Annotated in this window: 16 protein-coding genes and 1 riboswitch; of the genes, 8 read left to right on the top strand and 8 right to left on the bottom strand. The window is 66.5% G+C overall.

What is annotated here, in order from left to right; genetic code table 11:
• Positions 1 to 54: 54 nt before the first annotated feature.
• On the bottom strand, positions 55 to 1,518 hold the full coding sequence (locus AC3IT0_RS07065; protein WP_489323038.1) for a YibE/F family protein: 1,464 nt from the start codon (positions 1,516 to 1,518) through the stop codon (positions 55 to 57).
• Positions 1,519 to 1,600: 82 nt separating this feature from the next.
• On the opposite strand from AC3IT0_RS07065, the gene AC3IT0_RS07060 reads away from it, so the two are divergent.
• Together AC3IT0_RS07060 and AC3IT0_RS07055 are read left to right on the top strand one after the other, a co-directional pair.
• Entirely contained in the window at positions 1,601 to 2,341 is a 741-nt protein-coding gene (locus AC3IT0_RS07060; protein ID WP_489323037.1) for an alpha/beta hydrolase, read from the top strand.
• Positions 2,338 to 3,162 carry a DUF1295 domain-containing protein gene (locus tag AC3IT0_RS07055; RefSeq protein WP_489323036.1) on the top strand — a complete coding sequence of 275 codons (825 nt, stop codon included), beginning with the start codon at positions 2,338 to 2,340 and terminating at the stop codon, positions 3,160 to 3,162. The genes AC3IT0_RS07060 and AC3IT0_RS07055 overlap by 4 nt, the downstream gene beginning before the upstream one ends.
• 57 nt (positions 3,163 to 3,219) lie before the next feature.
• On the opposite strand, the gene AC3IT0_RS07050 is transcribed toward AC3IT0_RS07055, so the two are convergent.
• From AC3IT0_RS07050 to AC3IT0_RS07040, 3 genes are all read right to left on the bottom strand, one after another.
• Positions 3,220 to 4,248, bottom strand: a complete 1,029-nt coding sequence (locus tag AC3IT0_RS07050; RefSeq protein WP_489323035.1) for a GNAT family N-acetyltransferase — start codon at positions 4,246 to 4,248, stop codon at positions 3,220 to 3,222.
• Positions 4,249 to 4,250: 2 nt separating this feature from the next.
• Positions 4,251 to 5,636, bottom strand: a complete 1,386-nt coding sequence (locus tag AC3IT0_RS07045; protein ID WP_489323034.1) for a glycine--tRNA ligase — start codon at positions 5,634 to 5,636, stop codon at positions 4,251 to 4,253.
• Positions 5,637 to 5,764: 128 nt separating this feature from the next.
• The gene (locus AC3IT0_RS07040; RefSeq protein WP_489323033.1) at positions 5,765 to 6,778 is read right to left on the bottom strand and encodes a DMT family transporter; all 1,014 of its coding nucleotides are present in this window, start codon (positions 6,776 to 6,778) and stop codon (positions 5,765 to 5,767) included.
• A 33-nt stretch (positions 6,779 to 6,811) separates the two neighbouring features.
• Between AC3IT0_RS07040 and AC3IT0_RS07035 the strand changes: the two genes are divergently transcribed.
• Positions 6,812 to 7,045 (top strand): RNA-binding S4 domain-containing protein, encoded by a 234-nt coding sequence (locus AC3IT0_RS07035; protein ID WP_489323032.1) that lies wholly within the window; start codon positions 6,812 to 6,814, stop codon positions 7,043 to 7,045.
• Positions 7,046 to 7,131: 86 nt separating this feature from the next.
• Here the strand turns inward: AC3IT0_RS07035 and AC3IT0_RS07030 are convergent, their stop codons facing one another.
• Positions 7,132 to 7,782 (bottom strand): alpha/beta hydrolase, encoded by a 651-nt coding sequence (locus tag AC3IT0_RS07030; RefSeq protein ID WP_489323031.1) that lies wholly within the window; start codon positions 7,780 to 7,782, stop codon positions 7,132 to 7,134.
• A gap of 95 nt (positions 7,783 to 7,877) precedes the next feature.
• On the opposite strand from AC3IT0_RS07030, the gene AC3IT0_RS07025 reads away from it, so the two are divergent.
• Genes AC3IT0_RS07025 through AC3IT0_RS07015 form a run of 3 tightly spaced genes read left to right on the top strand, consistent with a single transcriptional unit; the run spans position 7,878 to position 10,561 of the window.
• Positions 7,878 to 8,726, top strand: coding sequence for an SGNH/GDSL hydrolase family protein (locus AC3IT0_RS07025; RefSeq protein WP_489323736.1), 849 nt, complete (start codon positions 7,878 to 7,880; stop codon positions 8,724 to 8,726).
• A gap of 46 nt (positions 8,727 to 8,772) precedes the next feature.
• Positions 8,773 to 10,014 carry a winged helix DNA-binding domain-containing protein gene (locus tag AC3IT0_RS07020; protein ID WP_489323030.1) on the top strand — a complete coding sequence of 414 codons (1,242 nt, stop codon included), beginning with the start codon at positions 8,773 to 8,775 and terminating at the stop codon, positions 10,012 to 10,014.
• Positions 10,015 to 10,027: 13 nt separating this feature from the next.
• Positions 10,028 to 10,561: a hypothetical protein gene (locus AC3IT0_RS07015; RefSeq protein WP_489323029.1), complete on the top strand. Its 534-nt coding sequence runs from the start codon at positions 10,028 to 10,030 to the stop codon at positions 10,559 to 10,561.
• 98 nt (positions 10,562 to 10,659) lie between these two features.
• Here the strand turns inward: AC3IT0_RS07015 and metX are convergent, their stop codons facing one another.
• Positions 10,660 to 11,775, bottom strand: coding sequence for a homoserine O-acetyltransferase MetX (gene metX / locus AC3IT0_RS07010; RefSeq protein ID WP_489323028.1), 1,116 nt, complete (start codon positions 11,773 to 11,775; stop codon positions 10,660 to 10,662).
• Between the two features lie 11 nt (positions 11,776 to 11,786).
• A riboswitch (SAM riboswitch) is annotated at positions 11,787 to 11,901 on the bottom strand.
• Between the two features lie 154 nt (positions 11,902 to 12,055).
• Here metX and AC3IT0_RS07005 point away from each other — a divergent pair.
• Positions 12,056 to 12,694 carry a VOC family protein gene (locus tag AC3IT0_RS07005; RefSeq protein WP_056348211.1) on the top strand — a complete coding sequence of 213 codons (639 nt, stop codon included), beginning with the start codon at positions 12,056 to 12,058 and terminating at the stop codon, positions 12,692 to 12,694.
• 120 nt (positions 12,695 to 12,814) lie between these two features.
• Here the strand turns inward: AC3IT0_RS07005 and AC3IT0_RS07000 are convergent, their stop codons facing one another.
• Positions 12,815 to 13,594: a CPBP family intramembrane glutamic endopeptidase gene (locus tag AC3IT0_RS07000; RefSeq protein ID WP_489323027.1), complete on the bottom strand. Its 780-nt coding sequence runs from the start codon at positions 13,592 to 13,594 to the stop codon at positions 12,815 to 12,817.
• 168 nt (positions 13,595 to 13,762) lie between these two features.
• On the opposite strand from AC3IT0_RS07000, the gene AC3IT0_RS06995 reads away from it, so the two are divergent.
• The gene (locus AC3IT0_RS06995) at positions 13,763 to 14,419 is read left to right on the top strand and encodes a histidine phosphatase family protein (RefSeq protein WP_489323026.1); all 657 of its coding nucleotides are present in this window, start codon (positions 13,763 to 13,765) and stop codon (positions 14,417 to 14,419) included.
• An 18-nt stretch (positions 14,420 to 14,437) separates the two neighbouring features.
• Here the strand turns inward: AC3IT0_RS06995 and AC3IT0_RS06990 are convergent, their stop codons facing one another.
• Complete coding sequence (locus tag AC3IT0_RS06990) at positions 14,438 to 15,226, bottom strand: DeoR/GlpR family DNA-binding transcription regulator (RefSeq protein WP_489323025.1); 789 nt, start codon at positions 15,224 to 15,226, stop codon at positions 14,438 to 14,440.
• Positions 15,227 to 15,307: the final 81 nt, after the last annotated feature.

The raw sequence follows: 15,307 nt of genomic DNA, 5'->3' as shown, positions 1-15,307 counted from the left end.
GGGCAAATCGGTGGGCCGAGCCCTTTTTCGTCCGCAGCTTCGTTCAGCTGCCGTTCAGCCGCGGTCCGCCCGGCGCCCCCTCCGGGTGGCAGGATCGGCGGAATCTTCCGCGGACTGCCGTGACCGCCTCTCGAAGGCGGCCGCTGCGAGCGCACCGGTATCGTCGACGTCGTCCGCGTTGATGGAGGCGGCGCCAGAGGTGGCTTCGGGGCGGTGGCCACCTCCGTCCGGAACGCCGATGGCTGGCTGACCCGCCGTCCGCACACCGGTGGCCTTGACCACCAGCACGGCGATCAGGGTGGTCACCGGGATGGCCAGGACGAGGCCGATGGAGCCCACCAGCGTGCGGATGACTTCTTCGGACAGCTCCGCGCTGGTCAGGGTGTCCCCCAGCGGCCGGTCGTACAGCATCACAATGATCAGGATGGGCAGGGCCGCGCCGGCGTAGGCGAACGCGATGGTGTAGACCGTGGAGGCGATGTGGTCCCGGCCGATCCGCATGGCGGACGTGAAAAGCTTGCGGGCGCTGGTGCCGGGGGCCAACTCGTAGAGTTCCCAAACAGCAGACGACTGCGTGATGGTGACGTCGTTAAGGACACCAAGCCCCGAGATGATGAGGCCGCACAGGATCACCCCGGAAATGGAGATGTTCGCCGAGGTATTGATCAAAGTGGTGGCGTCGTGGCTGCCCACTCCGGCCAGGTTGGCGGCGTCGGTGGCCCACGCCGCGAGAAGCGCTGTGATGGCCAGGCCGAACATGGTGCCCAGCAGCGCCGTTGATGTCCGCGCGGAAAAGCCGTGGGCAAAGTACAGTACCCCGATCATGATCACCGTTGATCCCACCAGGGCCAGCAGCAGCGGCGGTTTGCCCTCCACCAGCCCGGGCAGCATAAAGCCGGCAAGCACGAAATACGCGCCCACCAGCCCCAGGAGTGCCCTGAACCCCCGCCAGCGGGCCACCGCGATGACCACCAGCGCATAGAGGAGGGCCAGGATCACGATGGGCAGCGTCCGGACGAAGTCAACGAAGATGTAGGCCGGGGACCCCTGCGACGCCGCAGCGCCCTGGGCGTTGGAAAGGTTCAGGTACCTGATCTGGTCCCCCGGCTTCACGCCGTGGGATTGTGCCACTTCCGGATTGATCACTACTTTGACGGGGCTGCCGCCCTGGTCCGGTTCCGTGAAAGCAAACATGCAGTCGGAGCCGGCGGGGCCAGGCTGGCCGCTGGGGTCCGGGGATTGGCCGGGGGCCATGGAGCCCTGCATACAGCTTTCTTCGACGACGCTCTGGATCTTGCCCGTATCGAACGTGACGCCGGGCGCGGCCGAATAGGGGCTGGCGAGGGAGATGCCGTCCTTGGACCCGGAGGGCCAGAGCATGGCCATGCCCGCCAGGGTCAGGAGCGTCAGCGGCACCAGCACGGCGGCCAGGATGCGGTTCGCCTTCCGGCGGGCGGCAATCGCCTGGGCCGTCGGCTCCGAATGATCTGTTGAAACGTGGGTGTGACCGGAGCCCATCAGCAGTTGAACCTCATACCTTGAACTCTACGTCCGGCGCCTTAGGGTTGGTAAATGGCAGGAACCGGGAGGAGACCCACGCGTGACGGACCGCAGGACTGAATTCCACGCCAACGAACCCGCAGCGAGGCGGGAGGCGGCACTCACTGTGCTGGCGGCCTCCGGAACAACGCGGGGCGTGGCACTGGTCCTGCACGGGGGCAAGGCCCACAGCTATGAGCCTGTGGATGCCCGCCACCTGAGCCCGCTGCGCATGGTCACGTTCGCCCGTCACCTGCACCGTGCCGGCAAGGACCACGGGCTGGCGGTGTGGTCCCTGCGGAACAGCGTGCGGGGCTGGAACGGGCCGGACAGGTCCGCACTGCAGGATGCCCGCTGGGCCCTCCAGCAAATCCGCGCGCAGCACCCCGCGGTTCCCGTGTATCTCGTGGGGCACTCGATGGGTGGCCTCACCGCCATAAGTGCCGCCGACGATCCGCAGGTGGACGCCGTGGTGGCGCTGGCCCCGTGGCTCAGCCCGGAGACGCCCGCCACCCCGCTCACCGGACGAAAGGTCCTGATTGTCCACGGCACCGGCGACCATATGACCAGCCCGTCCCAGTCCTTGGCGTTTGCGCGCCGCGCCACCGGAACCGCAGCGTCCATGCAGTATGTTTCGCTGCGCGGTGCCGGGCATTTTATGTTCCGCCGCGGCCGGCTCTGGCACGCACTGGCCACCGGTTTCGTGATGAAGGCTTTCGCCGAGCGCATCGGATTCACACACCAGGCCGCGCGAACGCTGGCTGAGCTGGTGCCAGGATCCTCCGCTGAAGTGGCCATGTGACTCCGTTTCCGTGGCCGGAGTTCGCGGCGTCGCTGCCCTGGACAGCACTGGCAGTCCTTGCGGTCCTGGCGCTGACGTTTGGTGTGGCCGTCCGGCAGGGCCGGCACTCGGTGATGGACGTCGCGTGGGGCCCCGGCTTCGTCGCCGTGGCAGCGGTGTCCTGGTTCCTGTCAGCCGGATGGGGCGATGACACCCGCCGCGCCCTGTTGCTGCTGCTGACGGCAGTCTGGGGGTTGCGGCTTGGAGCCCACATTGGCTGGCGGGCGCGCGACGGACATGAAGACCCACGCTACAAGGCCCTGCTGGATCCGGCGCCCGGATCCAGGAACGTGTTCGCGCTCCGCCGCGTGTACCTGCCGCAGGGCGTGGTCATGTTCTTTGTGTCCCTGACCCTGCAGGTGGGGATGTTCGCCACCGGCGCTGTGGGCTGGGTGGCCGTGCTCGGTGTCCTGCTGTGGATGACGGGGTTTGTATTCGAGACCGTGGGCGACTGGCAGCTGGCCCGGTTCAAAAAGGATCCGGCCCGCCGCGGCACGGTATTGGATACCGGTTTGTGGCGGTACACCCGGCATCCCAACTATTTCGGCGACGCGGCTATCTGGACGGGGCTGTTCCTCATCGCCGCGGACTCCTGGCCGGGCATCCTGGCCATCCTGTCCCCGGCCCTGATGGTGTGGACGCTGGCCGGGAAGACCGGGAAGCCCCTGACGGAAAAGGCGATGTCCGGCCGACCCGGCTACCGGGAATATGTTGAGGCGACCAGCGGCTTCATCCCGTGGCCGCCCAAACGCCGGTGGCCTCCCCCAACTGACTCGCAGTAAACGTCGCCATTTCGCGATTTGGGAGCGTTAACTGCGAGTCAGTTGGGTGAGGCAGGGTCAGTCCGAGACGATCAGCGTTTCGGCGCCGGCCTGGCGCGCTTTGCCGGCTTCCAGCAGGGGCTCGACGGCGGCGCGCAGCGCTGTCATCGAATCGTCCAGTTCCAGCATGACCGGGTGCTGGTACGCGAGGAGCGAGAGCAGGTCACGGACCGCGGCTGCGGCGTCGTCCGCTTCCAGCGCGGGTTCGTGGCCCACAAACACATCCGTGGCCTTCGCGCCCTGGGCCGAAGGCTCCGCCGTCGGGTCCTGGGCCGCCTCCGCATAGCTCACCGCGAACGCGCGGATCCGGCCCTTCTTGCTGGGGGTAACCCCGCCGCCGAAGGCGGATTCCGGCTCGGCACGCAGCACAAGTGCACCGTGGGCGCCGGTGAGGTCATCCAGGAACAGCTTCTGCACCTGTCCCACCGACAGCACGCCCGGCGAATCCCAGCCGTGGATCGAGGTGTAATAGCGCCCCACGACGTCGGTCAGCTCAACCGAGCCGGTGGCGAGGTCCATCACGACGTCGGAACCGGCGTTTTCGTCGTTGGCCAGCCCGCCGCCGTCGTTCTTCGCAGGGAACACGGGCAGCTTCAGGGCGCCCGGCTCCACCACCACCAGCCGGGAACGCTGGATGGGCGCGAGCCCGAACACCTCGGCGAACGCGGCCCCCGGAGTGCCCGGCTGCACCTTCGCGCGCAGCCTGGTAACTCCCGACGGCGCCTGCCCGGCTTCGCGCCGCAGCATGGTCAGGAGCGTGGCACCGATGCCGGCGCGGCGGTGATCGCGCGCCACTTCGATGTAGGTCCACAGCCGCTCCTGGTGCAGCGAGGCCTCGTAGACCACGCCCGCCGCCACCGGAATGCCGACCCCGTCAATGACGTCCTCGGCCACGATGCAGCGGCGCCACGGGGTGCCGTCCGTGCCGGCCGAGGAGACAGCCAGGGCACCGCGGAACTGCCGGGCCAGTTCCGTCTCCGGGCCGCCCCAGACTTCCAGCAGCGTCAGGTCATCGCCCTCAAGCCATTCGCGGTATTCGATGGCCACGGCTAGGCGCCGATCAGCCGTGCGGCCAGGTAGCCCTCCACCTTGTCCAGGGACACGCGTTCCTGGCTCATGGTGTCGCGCTCACGGATGGTGACGGCCTGGTCCTCGAGGGTGTCGAAGTCCACGGTGATGCAGAACGGGGTGCCGATCTCGTCCTGGCGGCGGTAGCGGCGGCCGATGGCCCCGGCGTCGTCGAAGTCGATGTTCCAGTTCTTGCGCAGCTGGGTGCCCAGGTCCTTGGCCTTCGGCGAGAGGTCCTCATTGCGGCTCAGCGGCAGCACCGCAGCCTTGACGGGGGCCAGGCGCGGGTCAAGTCGCAGGACGGTTCGGACGTCGACGCCGCCCTTGGCGTTGGGTGCCTCGTCCTCGGTGTAGGCGTCCACGAGGAACGCCATGAAGGAACGGGTCAGGCCGGCGGCCGGTTCGATCACGTACGGGGTGTAGCGCTCGTTGGTGGCCTGGTTGAAGTAGCTCAGGTCCTGGCCGGAGGCCTTGGAGTGCGTGGAGAGGTCGAAGTCGGTGCGGTTGGCGATGCCTTCGAGCTCGCCCCATTCCGAGCCCTGGAAGCCGAAGCGGTATTCGATGTCCGTGGTGCCCTTGGAGTAGTGGCTGAGCTTGTCCAGCGGGTGCTCGAAGAAGCGCAGGTTCTCTTCCCGGATGCCCAGGCCGGTGTACCAGGACATGCGCTCCTTCATCCAGTACTGGTGCCACTCTTCGTCCGTGCCGGGCTCGACGAAGAACTCCATTTCCATCTGCTCGAACTCACGCGTGCGGAAGATGAAGTTGCCCGGCGTGATCTCGTTGCGGAAGGACTTACCGATCTGGCCGATGCCGAACGGCGGCTTCTTGCGGGACGTGGTGAGGACGTTGCTGAAGTTCACAAAAATGCCCTGGGCCGTTTCCGGGCGCAGGTAGTGCATGCCTTCGTCGCTGGCCACCGGGCCGAGGAACGTCTTCAGCAGGCCGGAGAATTCCTGGGGTTCGGTCCATTCGCCGCGCGTGCCGCAGTTGACGCAGGCAATGTCCTTCAGGCCGTTCTCGGCGGGGCGGCCCTTCTTTTCCTCGTACTCTTCCTCGAGGTGGTCGGCACGGTAGCGCTTGTGGCAGGAGAGGCACTCAACGAGCGGGTCCGAGAAGACGTCAACGTGGCCGGAGGCTTCCCATACTTGGCGGGGCAGGATGACGGAGGAATCCAGGCCCACCACGTCCTCGCGGCCGCGGACCATGGACTGCCACCACTGGCGCTTGATGTTTTCCTTCAGCTCGGCGCCGAGGGGTCCATAGTCCCAGGCAGAGCGGGAGCCTCCGTAGATTTCACCGGCCTGGAACACAAAACCCCTTCGCTTGGAAAGGGAAATGACCTGGTCGAGTACGGATTTTGCTGCCATGGTGGACTCCAATTTCTACAGGGCCGCTGGGTGCGGTCCGCGGGTATCTGGCCCCGCTGCACGTGGGTGCATCACTGCTGGGTGCGGGCGGGGCGGGCGAAGGATCAAGATGCAGAGAACTGCGTGTCCTAGCCTACCGGCCGCTGCCTGCGGAACGCTCCGCGGGGCCAGGGCAGTGTCGCCAGGATAATCGCGGCCAGGGTGAGGATGGTGCCCAGGACCGTGGCAGGTGCCACGATGCTTCCCGGCGCCGGCACCAGGAGGTCCAGGCCAAGGGAGCCAAGGAGTTGCCCGGCGATCATGCCGAGCCCGGTCACCAGCACCCCCAGGCTGCGGACCAGCAGCGCGCCCAGGCCGATGAACACACAGCCCATGGGCCCGCCCAGGTAGTACCACCACTCGGACGGCAAGGGATTGCCCGGCCCCAAAACAGCCACCTTGATGGCCAGCGCAATCCACAGGAACACCGCGCCGGCCACAAAGTTCACCAGCGTGGCGGCGATCGGCGTGCCGTAGTGGACCGTCGCGGTTCCGTTCATGGCCTGCTGGAAACTCATCAGGAATCCTGCCAGCACGGGGAGGATCAGGGGGATGACCAACGTCTCCGGGCCTCCGGCGCCGTCAGTCGGCGAGCCCGGCGTGCCCAGGGTGCCGGCAAACCGAGGCGAAACGGCCCAGGCGACGGCGGCCACGGTCAGCACGCAGCCGATCACCCGCATGGCGGTCACCGCCCTTTTTCCGGCAGGTCCAATGCCCAGCCGGTCCACCAGCAGGCCGCTCAGGGTCTGTCCGGTTACGGCGGCCACGGTAAACAGTGCCACGCCCAGGACGCCCACAGTAAAGGACTGCGCGAAGACAAACAGGCCGCCGATGCCGCCGGCAAGCACGTACGCGGGTGGGAACGCCCGGGTCCGGACCGCTGGCAGGATCCTGGCCAAACCGGCGCGGCCGCTGGGCAGGATCAGGGAGATCAGGATCATCACCACCAGGCCGGTGCTGAAACCCACCACGGCCGCGGCGATGCCGTCGTTGAGCCGGACGCCGAGGGCGCCGTTGATCCGGCCCTGGACAGGAATGGCCAGCCCCGCCCCGACGGCCAGCGGGAGCCCCGCGAAGCGCGGCAGCCGGGGGGTGTGGGTCATTGGATTCACCTTACGTCAGGCATTATTACTTGTATGAGCAACCAGGACATTGAAGAGATCCCCATCCGCGACAGCATGATCCGTCTTGGTCAGCTCTTGAAGCTCGCCAGCCTGGTGGAGGACGGCGTGGAAGCCGCCGAATTGATCAAGAACGGACTCGTCAAGGTCAACGGCGAGATCGACGACCGCCGGGGACGCCAGCTGCACAACGGCGACACCGTCACCGTCAACGGGCAGACCGTCAGGGTTGTGGCCCCGGACGCCTGATTTGGAAGGCCTGATTCAGCGGGCCCCACCCGGCGAGGACAGCACAAGCGGCCGGCGGCACTATGCCGCCGGCCGCCGTCGTACGTTTACTTGTTCAGCACCTCGTGCGTCAGGAACTCGGAGACGTGCCCGATTTCCTGCTGGTTGATGCCGTGCCACATGCCCGTGTAGAGCACCTTGGTGAGCTTGACGTGCCCACGCACCCAGCCCATGGTGTACTCGATCTTGTCGGGGGTGATCACGGGATCCTGCTGGTCCCGGCCCCAGAAGAGCGGCACTGTGCCGTCCAGTTCGCCGTCCTTGAAGGCGGGGTCGCCGTCCGCGTTGACCACAAAACCGGAAAGCCCGACGACGGCGGCATAGTCAGCGGGGCGCTGCCGGAGCAGCGTGGTGGCCATCGCCATTCCCATGGAAAAGCCGAGCAGCGTCACCGATGGGTGGCCGGCTTTGACGGTGTCAATCCAGTCCTGCACGTAACCGGCTCCAGCTTTGACGGCGTCGAGGGTGTAATCGATGGAGGCTGTCAGGGGGAACCACATAAACCCGGGGCCCGTGGCCAGGGGCGCCCGGAGGGAGGCAACAACAAAGTCCTCGGGAAGCATATCCGCCAGGCTCAGCAGGTCCTGTTCGTTGGCGCCGTAGCCGTGCAGCAGCACCAGCAGCGGCTTTCCGGAGCGCTGGTCCTCCGGCCGGGACCACATAACAACAGGGGCGGGAAATACTTGGGCGTCAGTCATGGTTTCCATTCTTACAGTTACCCGGTGGTAACTACCTACGGTGGCGTAGCTTGTGAGCAAGGAGGCAGGATAGGACCGTGAATGACGCAAAAGCCATGCAGAGTCCGCCCACTACCACGGCAGCACACCCCTGGAGCCGTTATGTAGCGATGGGAGATTCGTTCACGGAGGGCATCGGCGATCCGGAACCAACGAGCCCCGGCGGCTTCCGCGGCTGGGCGGACCGGGTGGCCGAGGAACTGGGCCGGGGCCAGTCGGACTTCGCCTACGCCAACCTGGCCGTCCGCGGCCGGCTGCTGCAGCAGATCGTGGACCAGCAGCTTGCTCCGTGCCTGGCGCTGAAGCCGGACCTGGTGACCCTTTCCGCCGGCGGCAACGATCTCATCAGGCCCGGCGGCGACCCCGACGCCCTCGCCGAAAAACTTGATTCAGTGGTCCAGATCCTGGCCATGGGCGGGGCCACGGTGGTGCTGTTCAACGGTCCGGATACGGGTTCTTCGGTCCTGGGACGGATCCGCAGCAAGGTGGCCATCTACAACGAGAACCTCCGCACCGTTGCCACCCGCCATGACGCCATCATCGCCGACATGTGGTCGCTCAAGCAGCTGAACGATCCGCAGATGTGGGACGAGGACCGCCTGCATTTTTCGCCGCTGGGACACCACACCATCGCCGCCATGGTGCTGGAATCGCTGAACGTGAACCACACGCTTGAGCCGCGCCTGCCCAAGCCCCTGCCCGCGCGCACGTGGCGGGCAGCCCGCTCCGAAGACCTGGTGTGGGCCCGCGAGTACTTTGTCCCCTGGGTGGTGCGGCGGCTGCGCCACCGCTCCTCCGGCGACGGAATCACCGCAAAACGCCCGACGCCGGGCCCTGTGTTCGGCCCGGGCGTTCCGCTGGGATCCGGCGAGGGTCCGCTGGGCACCACCGACGCCCGGCGCTAGCGGCGGCCCGGCGTGAGCGGCGGCCCGGCGCTAGCGGCGGCCCGGCGTGACCGAGGGACAGCTGCCCCGGACAGCCATGGATCCGGATGAGGTGGTGCGGCTTCGGCTTCACGCCCAACGGCTGCGCGGACCGGGCCTGGACGCCGCGGCGGACGTTGTCCGGCACCTTCTGGCGGTCCAGGCGCAGGAGTTTCCCTACGCCCGCTGGAGCCTGGCGCAACGGACCGGCGGTCTTGGCGATGGCGCCCCGGCCCGTCGTGCTGCCGCCTCTTCTGATGTTTCCAACGCCATGGCCGTGGAGCAGGCGGTGTCCGACGGGCGCATCCTGCGCACCCATATCCTGCGGCCCACCTGGCATTTTGTGCACCGCGAGGATCTTCGCTGGCTGACGGCCTTGTCCGCGCCACGGCTTCACCAGGGCAACGCGGGCATGTACCGGCGGACCGGAATTAATGCCGCCGCCGCCGACCGGAGCGGGCAAGTCCTGGCCGACGCCGTCCGGGGCGGGCGGCACCTGACCCGGGAACAGCTGGCCGCGCGGCTGCAGGACGAAGGGTTCGCGGCCACCGGCTTCGGGCTTGCCTACCTGATCATGCACGCCGAGATCAGCGGGATCCTGGCCAGCGGGTCGCCGATGCGCAGTCCGGGCGGTGCCCTGAAACAGACCTACGCCCTGTTTGACGAGCGCGTGCCCGCCGGCCCGGCCACGCCGCCCACCCGGACCGAAGCCCTCAGCGAGCTGGTCCGGCGCTACTTCACCAGCCGCGGCCCGGCCACGGTCAAGGACTGCGCCGATTGGTCCGGGCTCACCATGGCCGACGTACGGCTCGGCCTCCAACAGTCCCTGGCGGCTGCGCCCGAAACGCTGGCAACGACGGCGATTGACGGCGTCGTGCATTATTTCGACGCCGGGACGGACGGTGATACGGACGGCGGCACCGAGGCCGGTAAAGCCATGCCGGCAGCCAGACCGCGGATCGATCTGATCCAGTGCTACGACGAATACGTGATGGGCTATTCAGCAACGCGGCACTATCTGGGCGGCAGCGCTCCGGCGTTCCCGGTCGCCGGGGATCCGATGCACGTGGTGCTGCTCGACGGGCGCATGGCCGGCTGCTGGCGGCACACCATGTTCGCCGGCCGCTGTGAGCTGGATATCCGCTTGTTCGCTGCCGCGGGCCCCGCTGTGGAAAACGCGGTGCAGGACGCCGTGGACCGGTACGGGGCCTTCCTGGGCATCCAGGCCACGCGTGCGGGCTCCGGGGTTAAGCTGGAAGGACACATATGAGAGGCGCTACACCGTGAACAGCTTGTTTTTCTGGATCATCATTCTGGCGTTCGTGATACCGATGGCGATGCGGATGTACCGGAAATCCGTCAACAAACGGAACCAGGAGCAGAGCTTTTCCGGGCGCTACCCCGAGCAGTTTCCAGGCGGCGGGCAGTACCCGGGCAGCGAACAGTACCCGGGGCCGCAGAGCAAACAACCCCGCGACGGCTACACGCAGCAGGATTACATGAGCGGCGGCTTCCGCCAGATCATGAGCCCGCAGCCCCTGCCGCCCAGCCAGCCGTTGCCGCCCCTGCAGCCGATTCCTACTGCGGATCAGCAGTTCCCGCCCTACGGGCAGCCTGTTCCGCCGTACAGGCAGCCGGTGCCCGAGCAGCGCGCGGAAGCACCACAGCAGCCTGCCGCCCCCGTCACTCCCCCGCCGCCGTCGGGCCCGCAGGGATACCGAGCCCGGAAGCTGGCCGAACTGGACCAGCAGTACAGCAACGGCGAGCTGGCCATGGAGGACTACATGAAGCGCCGCTCCGACATCATGAACGGCTGACCCTTCAAACAGCGCGAACGGACACTTGAGGCCCCGATTCCGGGGCCTCAAGTGTCCGTTCGGGCTTAAGGGCGGGGGCTCAAGTGTCCTCTCGCGCTTTAGACGAGGAAGGTGTTCCGGAGCTGGACGCCGAGTTGGCCGATCTCGGTCAGGAAGCCGTCGTGGCCGATCGGGGCCTCAATAACGTGGACGTCAACGTCGCCCGGGAGCGCGTTGGCCAGCTCACGGGACTGGGACGGGAAGTACAACCGGTCACTGTCGACGGCAGCCACGAAGAACCTGGCGGTGGCACGGCCCAGGGCCTCGTCCAGCGAACCCCGCCCGCGGCAGACGTCATGGCTCATCAGGGCGTCCGTGATGGCGATGTAGCTGTTGGCATCAAAACGCTGCACCAGCTTTTTGCCCTGGTGGTCCAGGTAGCTTTCCACCTGGTAGCGGCCCCGCTCCCCCAGCGCTGCAGCCTGGAACGGCGATTCGGGGTGCTGGGCCGACCGTCCGAACCGGCCATGGAATTCCTCGGCGGAGCGGTAGGTGATGTGAGCAATGCGCCGTGCCAGGGCCAGGCCGTCCTCCGGCAGTGGACCGCCGTAGTAGTCGCCGTCGTTGAAATTGGTGTCCTGGCGGATGGCGAGCGTCTGCGCCTGGGCGAACGCGATCTGTTCGGCCGTGCTGGCGGCGCCGATCGAGATAACGGCGCACCGCTGAACCCGTTCCGGGTACGTGACCGCCCACTCCAGGGCCCGCGCGCCGCCCATGGAGCCGCCCAGCACGGCGTACCAACTCGGGATGCCCAGCTGGTCAACCAGCCTGGCCTCAGCCGCCGTGGTGTCCCGCAGCGTTACCAAAGGGAATCGTGACCCCCACGGCTTGCCGTCCGGGGCAACCGAGGACGGCCCGGTGGAGCCGTAGCAGCCACCCACGATGTTGATGGAGACCACAAAGAACCGGTCGGTGTCCACCGGCGCACCGGGGCCGGCCAGCTGTTCCCACCAGCCGGGCTCGTCACTGTCGCCGCGGGTAACGTGTGTGCTGCCCGTCAGGGCGTGCTCAATGAGGACGGCGTTGGAGCCGTCCGCGTTGAGGGTCCCCCACGTTTCATAGCCCAGGGTGACGTCCGGGAGGTAACCGCCGGCTTCGAGCTCGAGTCCACCAATGCTGGCGTAACGGACCACACCGTTCCCGGGTGCTGCGGTACGGGAAATCGTAATCGTCATGGAAGGACCTTTCTACGCGCTTGCCCACCGTCAATTGACCGGCAGGCCAGGTCCTCACCCGGGGCACCCCGCCGCGAACGAGGGTTGCCGGCCAGCAAGCCGGGGCTGTCGCTGGCACTCATGACCTGCTTCGAGTGTACGAACAGCCGCGGTCTATTGCTAAGCGTGTGACTGGGTATGACTTCGCGGGAGCCCTACTGCTGTCCACTCGTGACGCAACAGGAATCCGGTAAGGCTACCCTTAGCTGAGAGCCGGATCACAAAGTGCCAAGATGATGGCATGCGCATGGATCACGTCTCTTACGCCTGTGAACAAGATGGCCTCGTTGCCACCACCGAACGTATTTCGTCCGCCCTCGGCGTTGAAGCCGTGAAGGGTGGAGTGCACCCCCGGTTTGGAACCCGGAACATGATCATTCCCCTGGCCGGCCACAAATACCTGGAAGTCGTGGAGGTCCTGAACCACCCGGCATCGGACAAGGCTCCCTTCGGGCAGGCCGTCCGGGCACGCTCCGAAGCCGGCGGCGGCTGGATGGGCTGGTGCGTCGAAGTGGACGACCTAGCTCCGTTCGAAGACCGCCTGGGCCGTGCTGCCGTCAACGGCAACCGCAAGTTCCCGGACGGCCGTGAGCTGGTCTGGAAGCAGATCGGCATCCTGGGCCTGATCGCGGACCCGCAGGTCCCGTACATGCTCAAGTGGGAGGGCGACCCCGCCCTGCACCCGTCCAACGCCTATGAGAGCAACGTCAAGATGAGCTGCCTGACCATCGCCGGTTCCGCTGAACGCGTGACGGAATGGCTGGGCGAACCCGTCGAGAAGCCCTTGGAAGATGTGGCCGTTGACTGGGTGGCTCCGCATGGAACCCCCGGCATCCTGTCAGTGACCTTCGAAACCGCCACGGGCGCAGTCACCATCTGATTGCACGCTCAATAACTTCGGCCGCCATCAGCGGGTGCCAATGATGCCACCCACCGATGGCGGCCGAATCCCTTTTTAAGCCGCTAAGTGCACCTGTGGCGCACGGGAACCACTGCCGTCCTAACCCAGGCCCACAGCCCGGCCAAAGAGGCTGAAGCCAACGAAGGCAACAATGTCCAGCAGCGCGTGCGCGATGACCAGCGGCATAACCCGCCTGGTCTTTGTGTAGAGCCAGGCAAACACCACACCCATCACGGCGTTGCCGATGAACGGCCCGAAGCCCTGGTACAGGTGGTAGCTGCCGCGGAGCATCGAACTGGTGAAGATGGCCAGGGGCACGCTCCAGCCGAACTTGCCCAAGCGGTCCAAGAGGTAGCCCACCACAATGACCTCCTCCACCACGGCGTGCCGCAGCGCGGACAGGATCAGGACCGGAACGGTCCACCAGTACGCGTCGAGTGCGCTGGGGATGATGGCAGTGGTGATCCCCAGCGCACGTCCCGCGGCATAAAGGCCCAGCGAAGGAATTCCGATCAGCGCCGCGAGGCCAAGGCCCTGCAGCAGATCGCGGCCCGGCCGGGCGAAGTTGAACCCCAGCTTCCGGAAGGCCGAACTGCCGTGCGCACTTCCATCCGCGCCGGACTGCCGCTGGTCCGTGAGGAAGTAGATGACCAGCAGCACTGGCACCAGGGCGAAAATGATGTCCAGCAGCTGGTAGGTGAGGTCGAAGTACTCGCGCGGGCTCTGGGACCGGTTCAGCGTGGACGTGCCTTCGGCCAGCGGTGCACGGGTCATCTTGTCCAGCAGCTGCACCACCGAGTAGACGGCGGATTGCCCCAGGGAAAGACCCAGCACAATCCAGACTTCAATCCGCAGCCGACGGCGGGAGGGAACCAACATGGTTCCATCTTGCCTGTTGTTTCTGGTTCTTCGCTGATTAGGGTGGCCAGCTCGCCGGGGCACACCAAGGTGAGAGAGCGTCCGCCAAAAACCCGCCAAAAGTGAGAGAGCGTCCGGGTGGGGGGGGACCTATGCTTGGGGCTTATGAGTGCGCCAGGGAAAATCTTCATGATCCGGCACGGCCAGTCCGCGGCCAATGTCGATACGTCCATCTACAACAGGGTCCCGGACTACCGGATTCCGCTGACTCCCCTGGGCCTGGCGCAGGCCACGGCGGCGGGGGAACGGATCCGCCGCGAGCTGGACGGCCGCCAGGTCTGCGTTTACGTGTCCCCGTACCTTCGGGCGCACCAGACCCTGAAGGCACTCAACCTCGGCAATCTCACGGAACGGGTGATCGAAGAACCGCGCCTCCGTGAGCAGGACTGGGCCAACTTCCAGATCAGCGGCGACATCGAGGACCAGAAGGAGCTCCGCAACGCCTACGGCCATTTCTTCTACCGATTCCGGGAGGGCGAATCCGGCTCTGACGTCTACGACCGGATCTCATCCTTTATGGAGACGCTGTACCGCCACTGGTCCAAGCCGGACTACGCCCCCAACACCTTGCTGGTGACCCACGGGCTCACCATGCGGCTGTTCTGCATGCGCTGGTTCCACTGGTCGGTGGAGTATTTCGAATCGCTCAACAACCCGGACAATGCCGCCGTGCGGACCCTCCTGCGCACCGACCTTGGCAAGTACGAACTCGATATTCCGTTCAGCCAATGGGTGGACCGCCGGGTGGACGAGACCGTCCTGGATGCGCCGCCGGTGATCTTCTAGGGGTTGTTGCCGGCCGTTTTAGTGCGGGGCCACAATCACTTCGGTGCCGTTGGCTTCGAACGCCGCCTTGTCCTCGGCGGAGATGCCGGAGTCGGTGATCAGGCGGTTGAACGCGTAGCCGTCCATGGTGGCGAAGGCCCTGACCCCCACCTTGGAGGAGTCGGCCAGCACATAGGAGATCCGGGCCCGGCTGGCCAGCAGGGCATTCACCGACGCTTCGCCCTCCCCCGTGTTGGTGGGGCCCACCACCGGGTCAATGCCGTTCACGCCGATAAAGGCGATGTCCATGACCACCTTCTGCATGATGATGTCGGTGTACGGGCCCACCAGTTCGTACGAGCGGGGGTTCAGGATGCCGCCGGTCACCATGACTTTGATGTTGGGGCGGACAGCCAGCTGCGCAGCGATGTTGATGGCGTTGGTGACTACTGTCAGTGTGGACTGGTTCGCGGGAGCGTTGAGGTCCTCGCGCGTGGCCAGGATCTGCGCCAGGGCCGTGCTGGTGGTTCCGCCGCAGAGCCCGATCACCGCGCCGGGAAAAATCAGCGCCGAGGCGGCCTGGGCGATCTGTTCCTTGGCTTCGGCGTGGTCGTCGCGGTTGTACCGCCCGGGGAGGTCGTAGGCCAGGGCGCCGGTGGTGGCCCCGCCCCGGGTCCGGGTCAGCAGCCGCCGCTTGGCCAGGCTGTCCAGGTCCCGCCGCGCCGTGGCCGGCGAGACCGCAAGCTGCGTGACGATCTCCTCCACCTCCACCTGGCCGGTCTTGGCGAGGATGTCCAGGATGGCCGTCAGGCGGTCAGTGCGGGTCATGGGGGCCTCTCAGCGTCAAACAGTCTCAGCGTCAAACAGTCACCAAAATATGACGTTATCTGATCATAACAGGCACAAATG

The sequence above is a fragment of the Pseudarthrobacter sp. KH_020_B genome (assembly GCF_057840185.1).
Note: the sequence above shows the minus strand (reverse complement) of the source record. Positions and strands in the feature narration are given on the sequence as shown.

Excerpts from the sequence above, each read along its gene's own strand:
- AC3IT0_RS07065 (WP_489323038.1), bottom strand. The coding sequence starts at position 1,518 with ATGGGCTCCGGTCACACCCACGTTTCAACAGATCATTCGGAGCCGACG.
- AC3IT0_RS07045 (WP_489323034.1), bottom strand. The coding sequence starts at position 5,636 with ATGGCAGCAAAATCCGTACTCGACCAGGTCATTTCCCTTTCCAAGCGA.
- AC3IT0_RS07040 (WP_489323033.1), bottom strand. The coding sequence starts at position 6,778 with ATGACCCACACCCCCCGGCTGCCGCGCTTCGCGGGGCTCCCGCTGGCC.
- AC3IT0_RS07035 (WP_489323032.1), top strand. The coding sequence starts at position 6,812 with ATGAGCAACCAGGACATTGAAGAGATCCCCATCCGCGACAGCATGATC.
- AC3IT0_RS07030 (WP_489323031.1), bottom strand. The coding sequence starts at position 7,782 with ATGACTGACGCCCAAGTATTTCCCGCCCCTGTTGTTATGTGGTCCCGG.
- AC3IT0_RS07025 (WP_489323736.1), top strand. The coding sequence starts at position 7,878 with ATGCAGAGTCCGCCCACTACCACGGCAGCACACCCCTGGAGCCGTTAT.
- metX (WP_489323028.1), bottom strand. The coding sequence starts at position 11,775 with ATGACGATTACGATTTCCCGTACCGCAGCACCCGGGAACGGTGTGGTC.
- AC3IT0_RS07005 (WP_056348211.1), top strand. The coding sequence starts at position 12,056 with ATGCGCATGGATCACGTCTCTTACGCCTGTGAACAAGATGGCCTCGTT.
- AC3IT0_RS07000 (WP_489323027.1), bottom strand. The coding sequence starts at position 13,594 with ATGTTGGTTCCCTCCCGCCGTCGGCTGCGGATTGAAGTCTGGATTGTG.
- AC3IT0_RS06995 (WP_489323026.1), top strand. The coding sequence starts at position 13,763 with ATGATCCGGCACGGCCAGTCCGCGGCCAATGTCGATACGTCCATCTAC.
- AC3IT0_RS06990 (WP_489323025.1), bottom strand. The coding sequence starts at position 15,226 with ATGACCCGCACTGACCGCCTGACGGCCATCCTGGACATCCTCGCCAAG.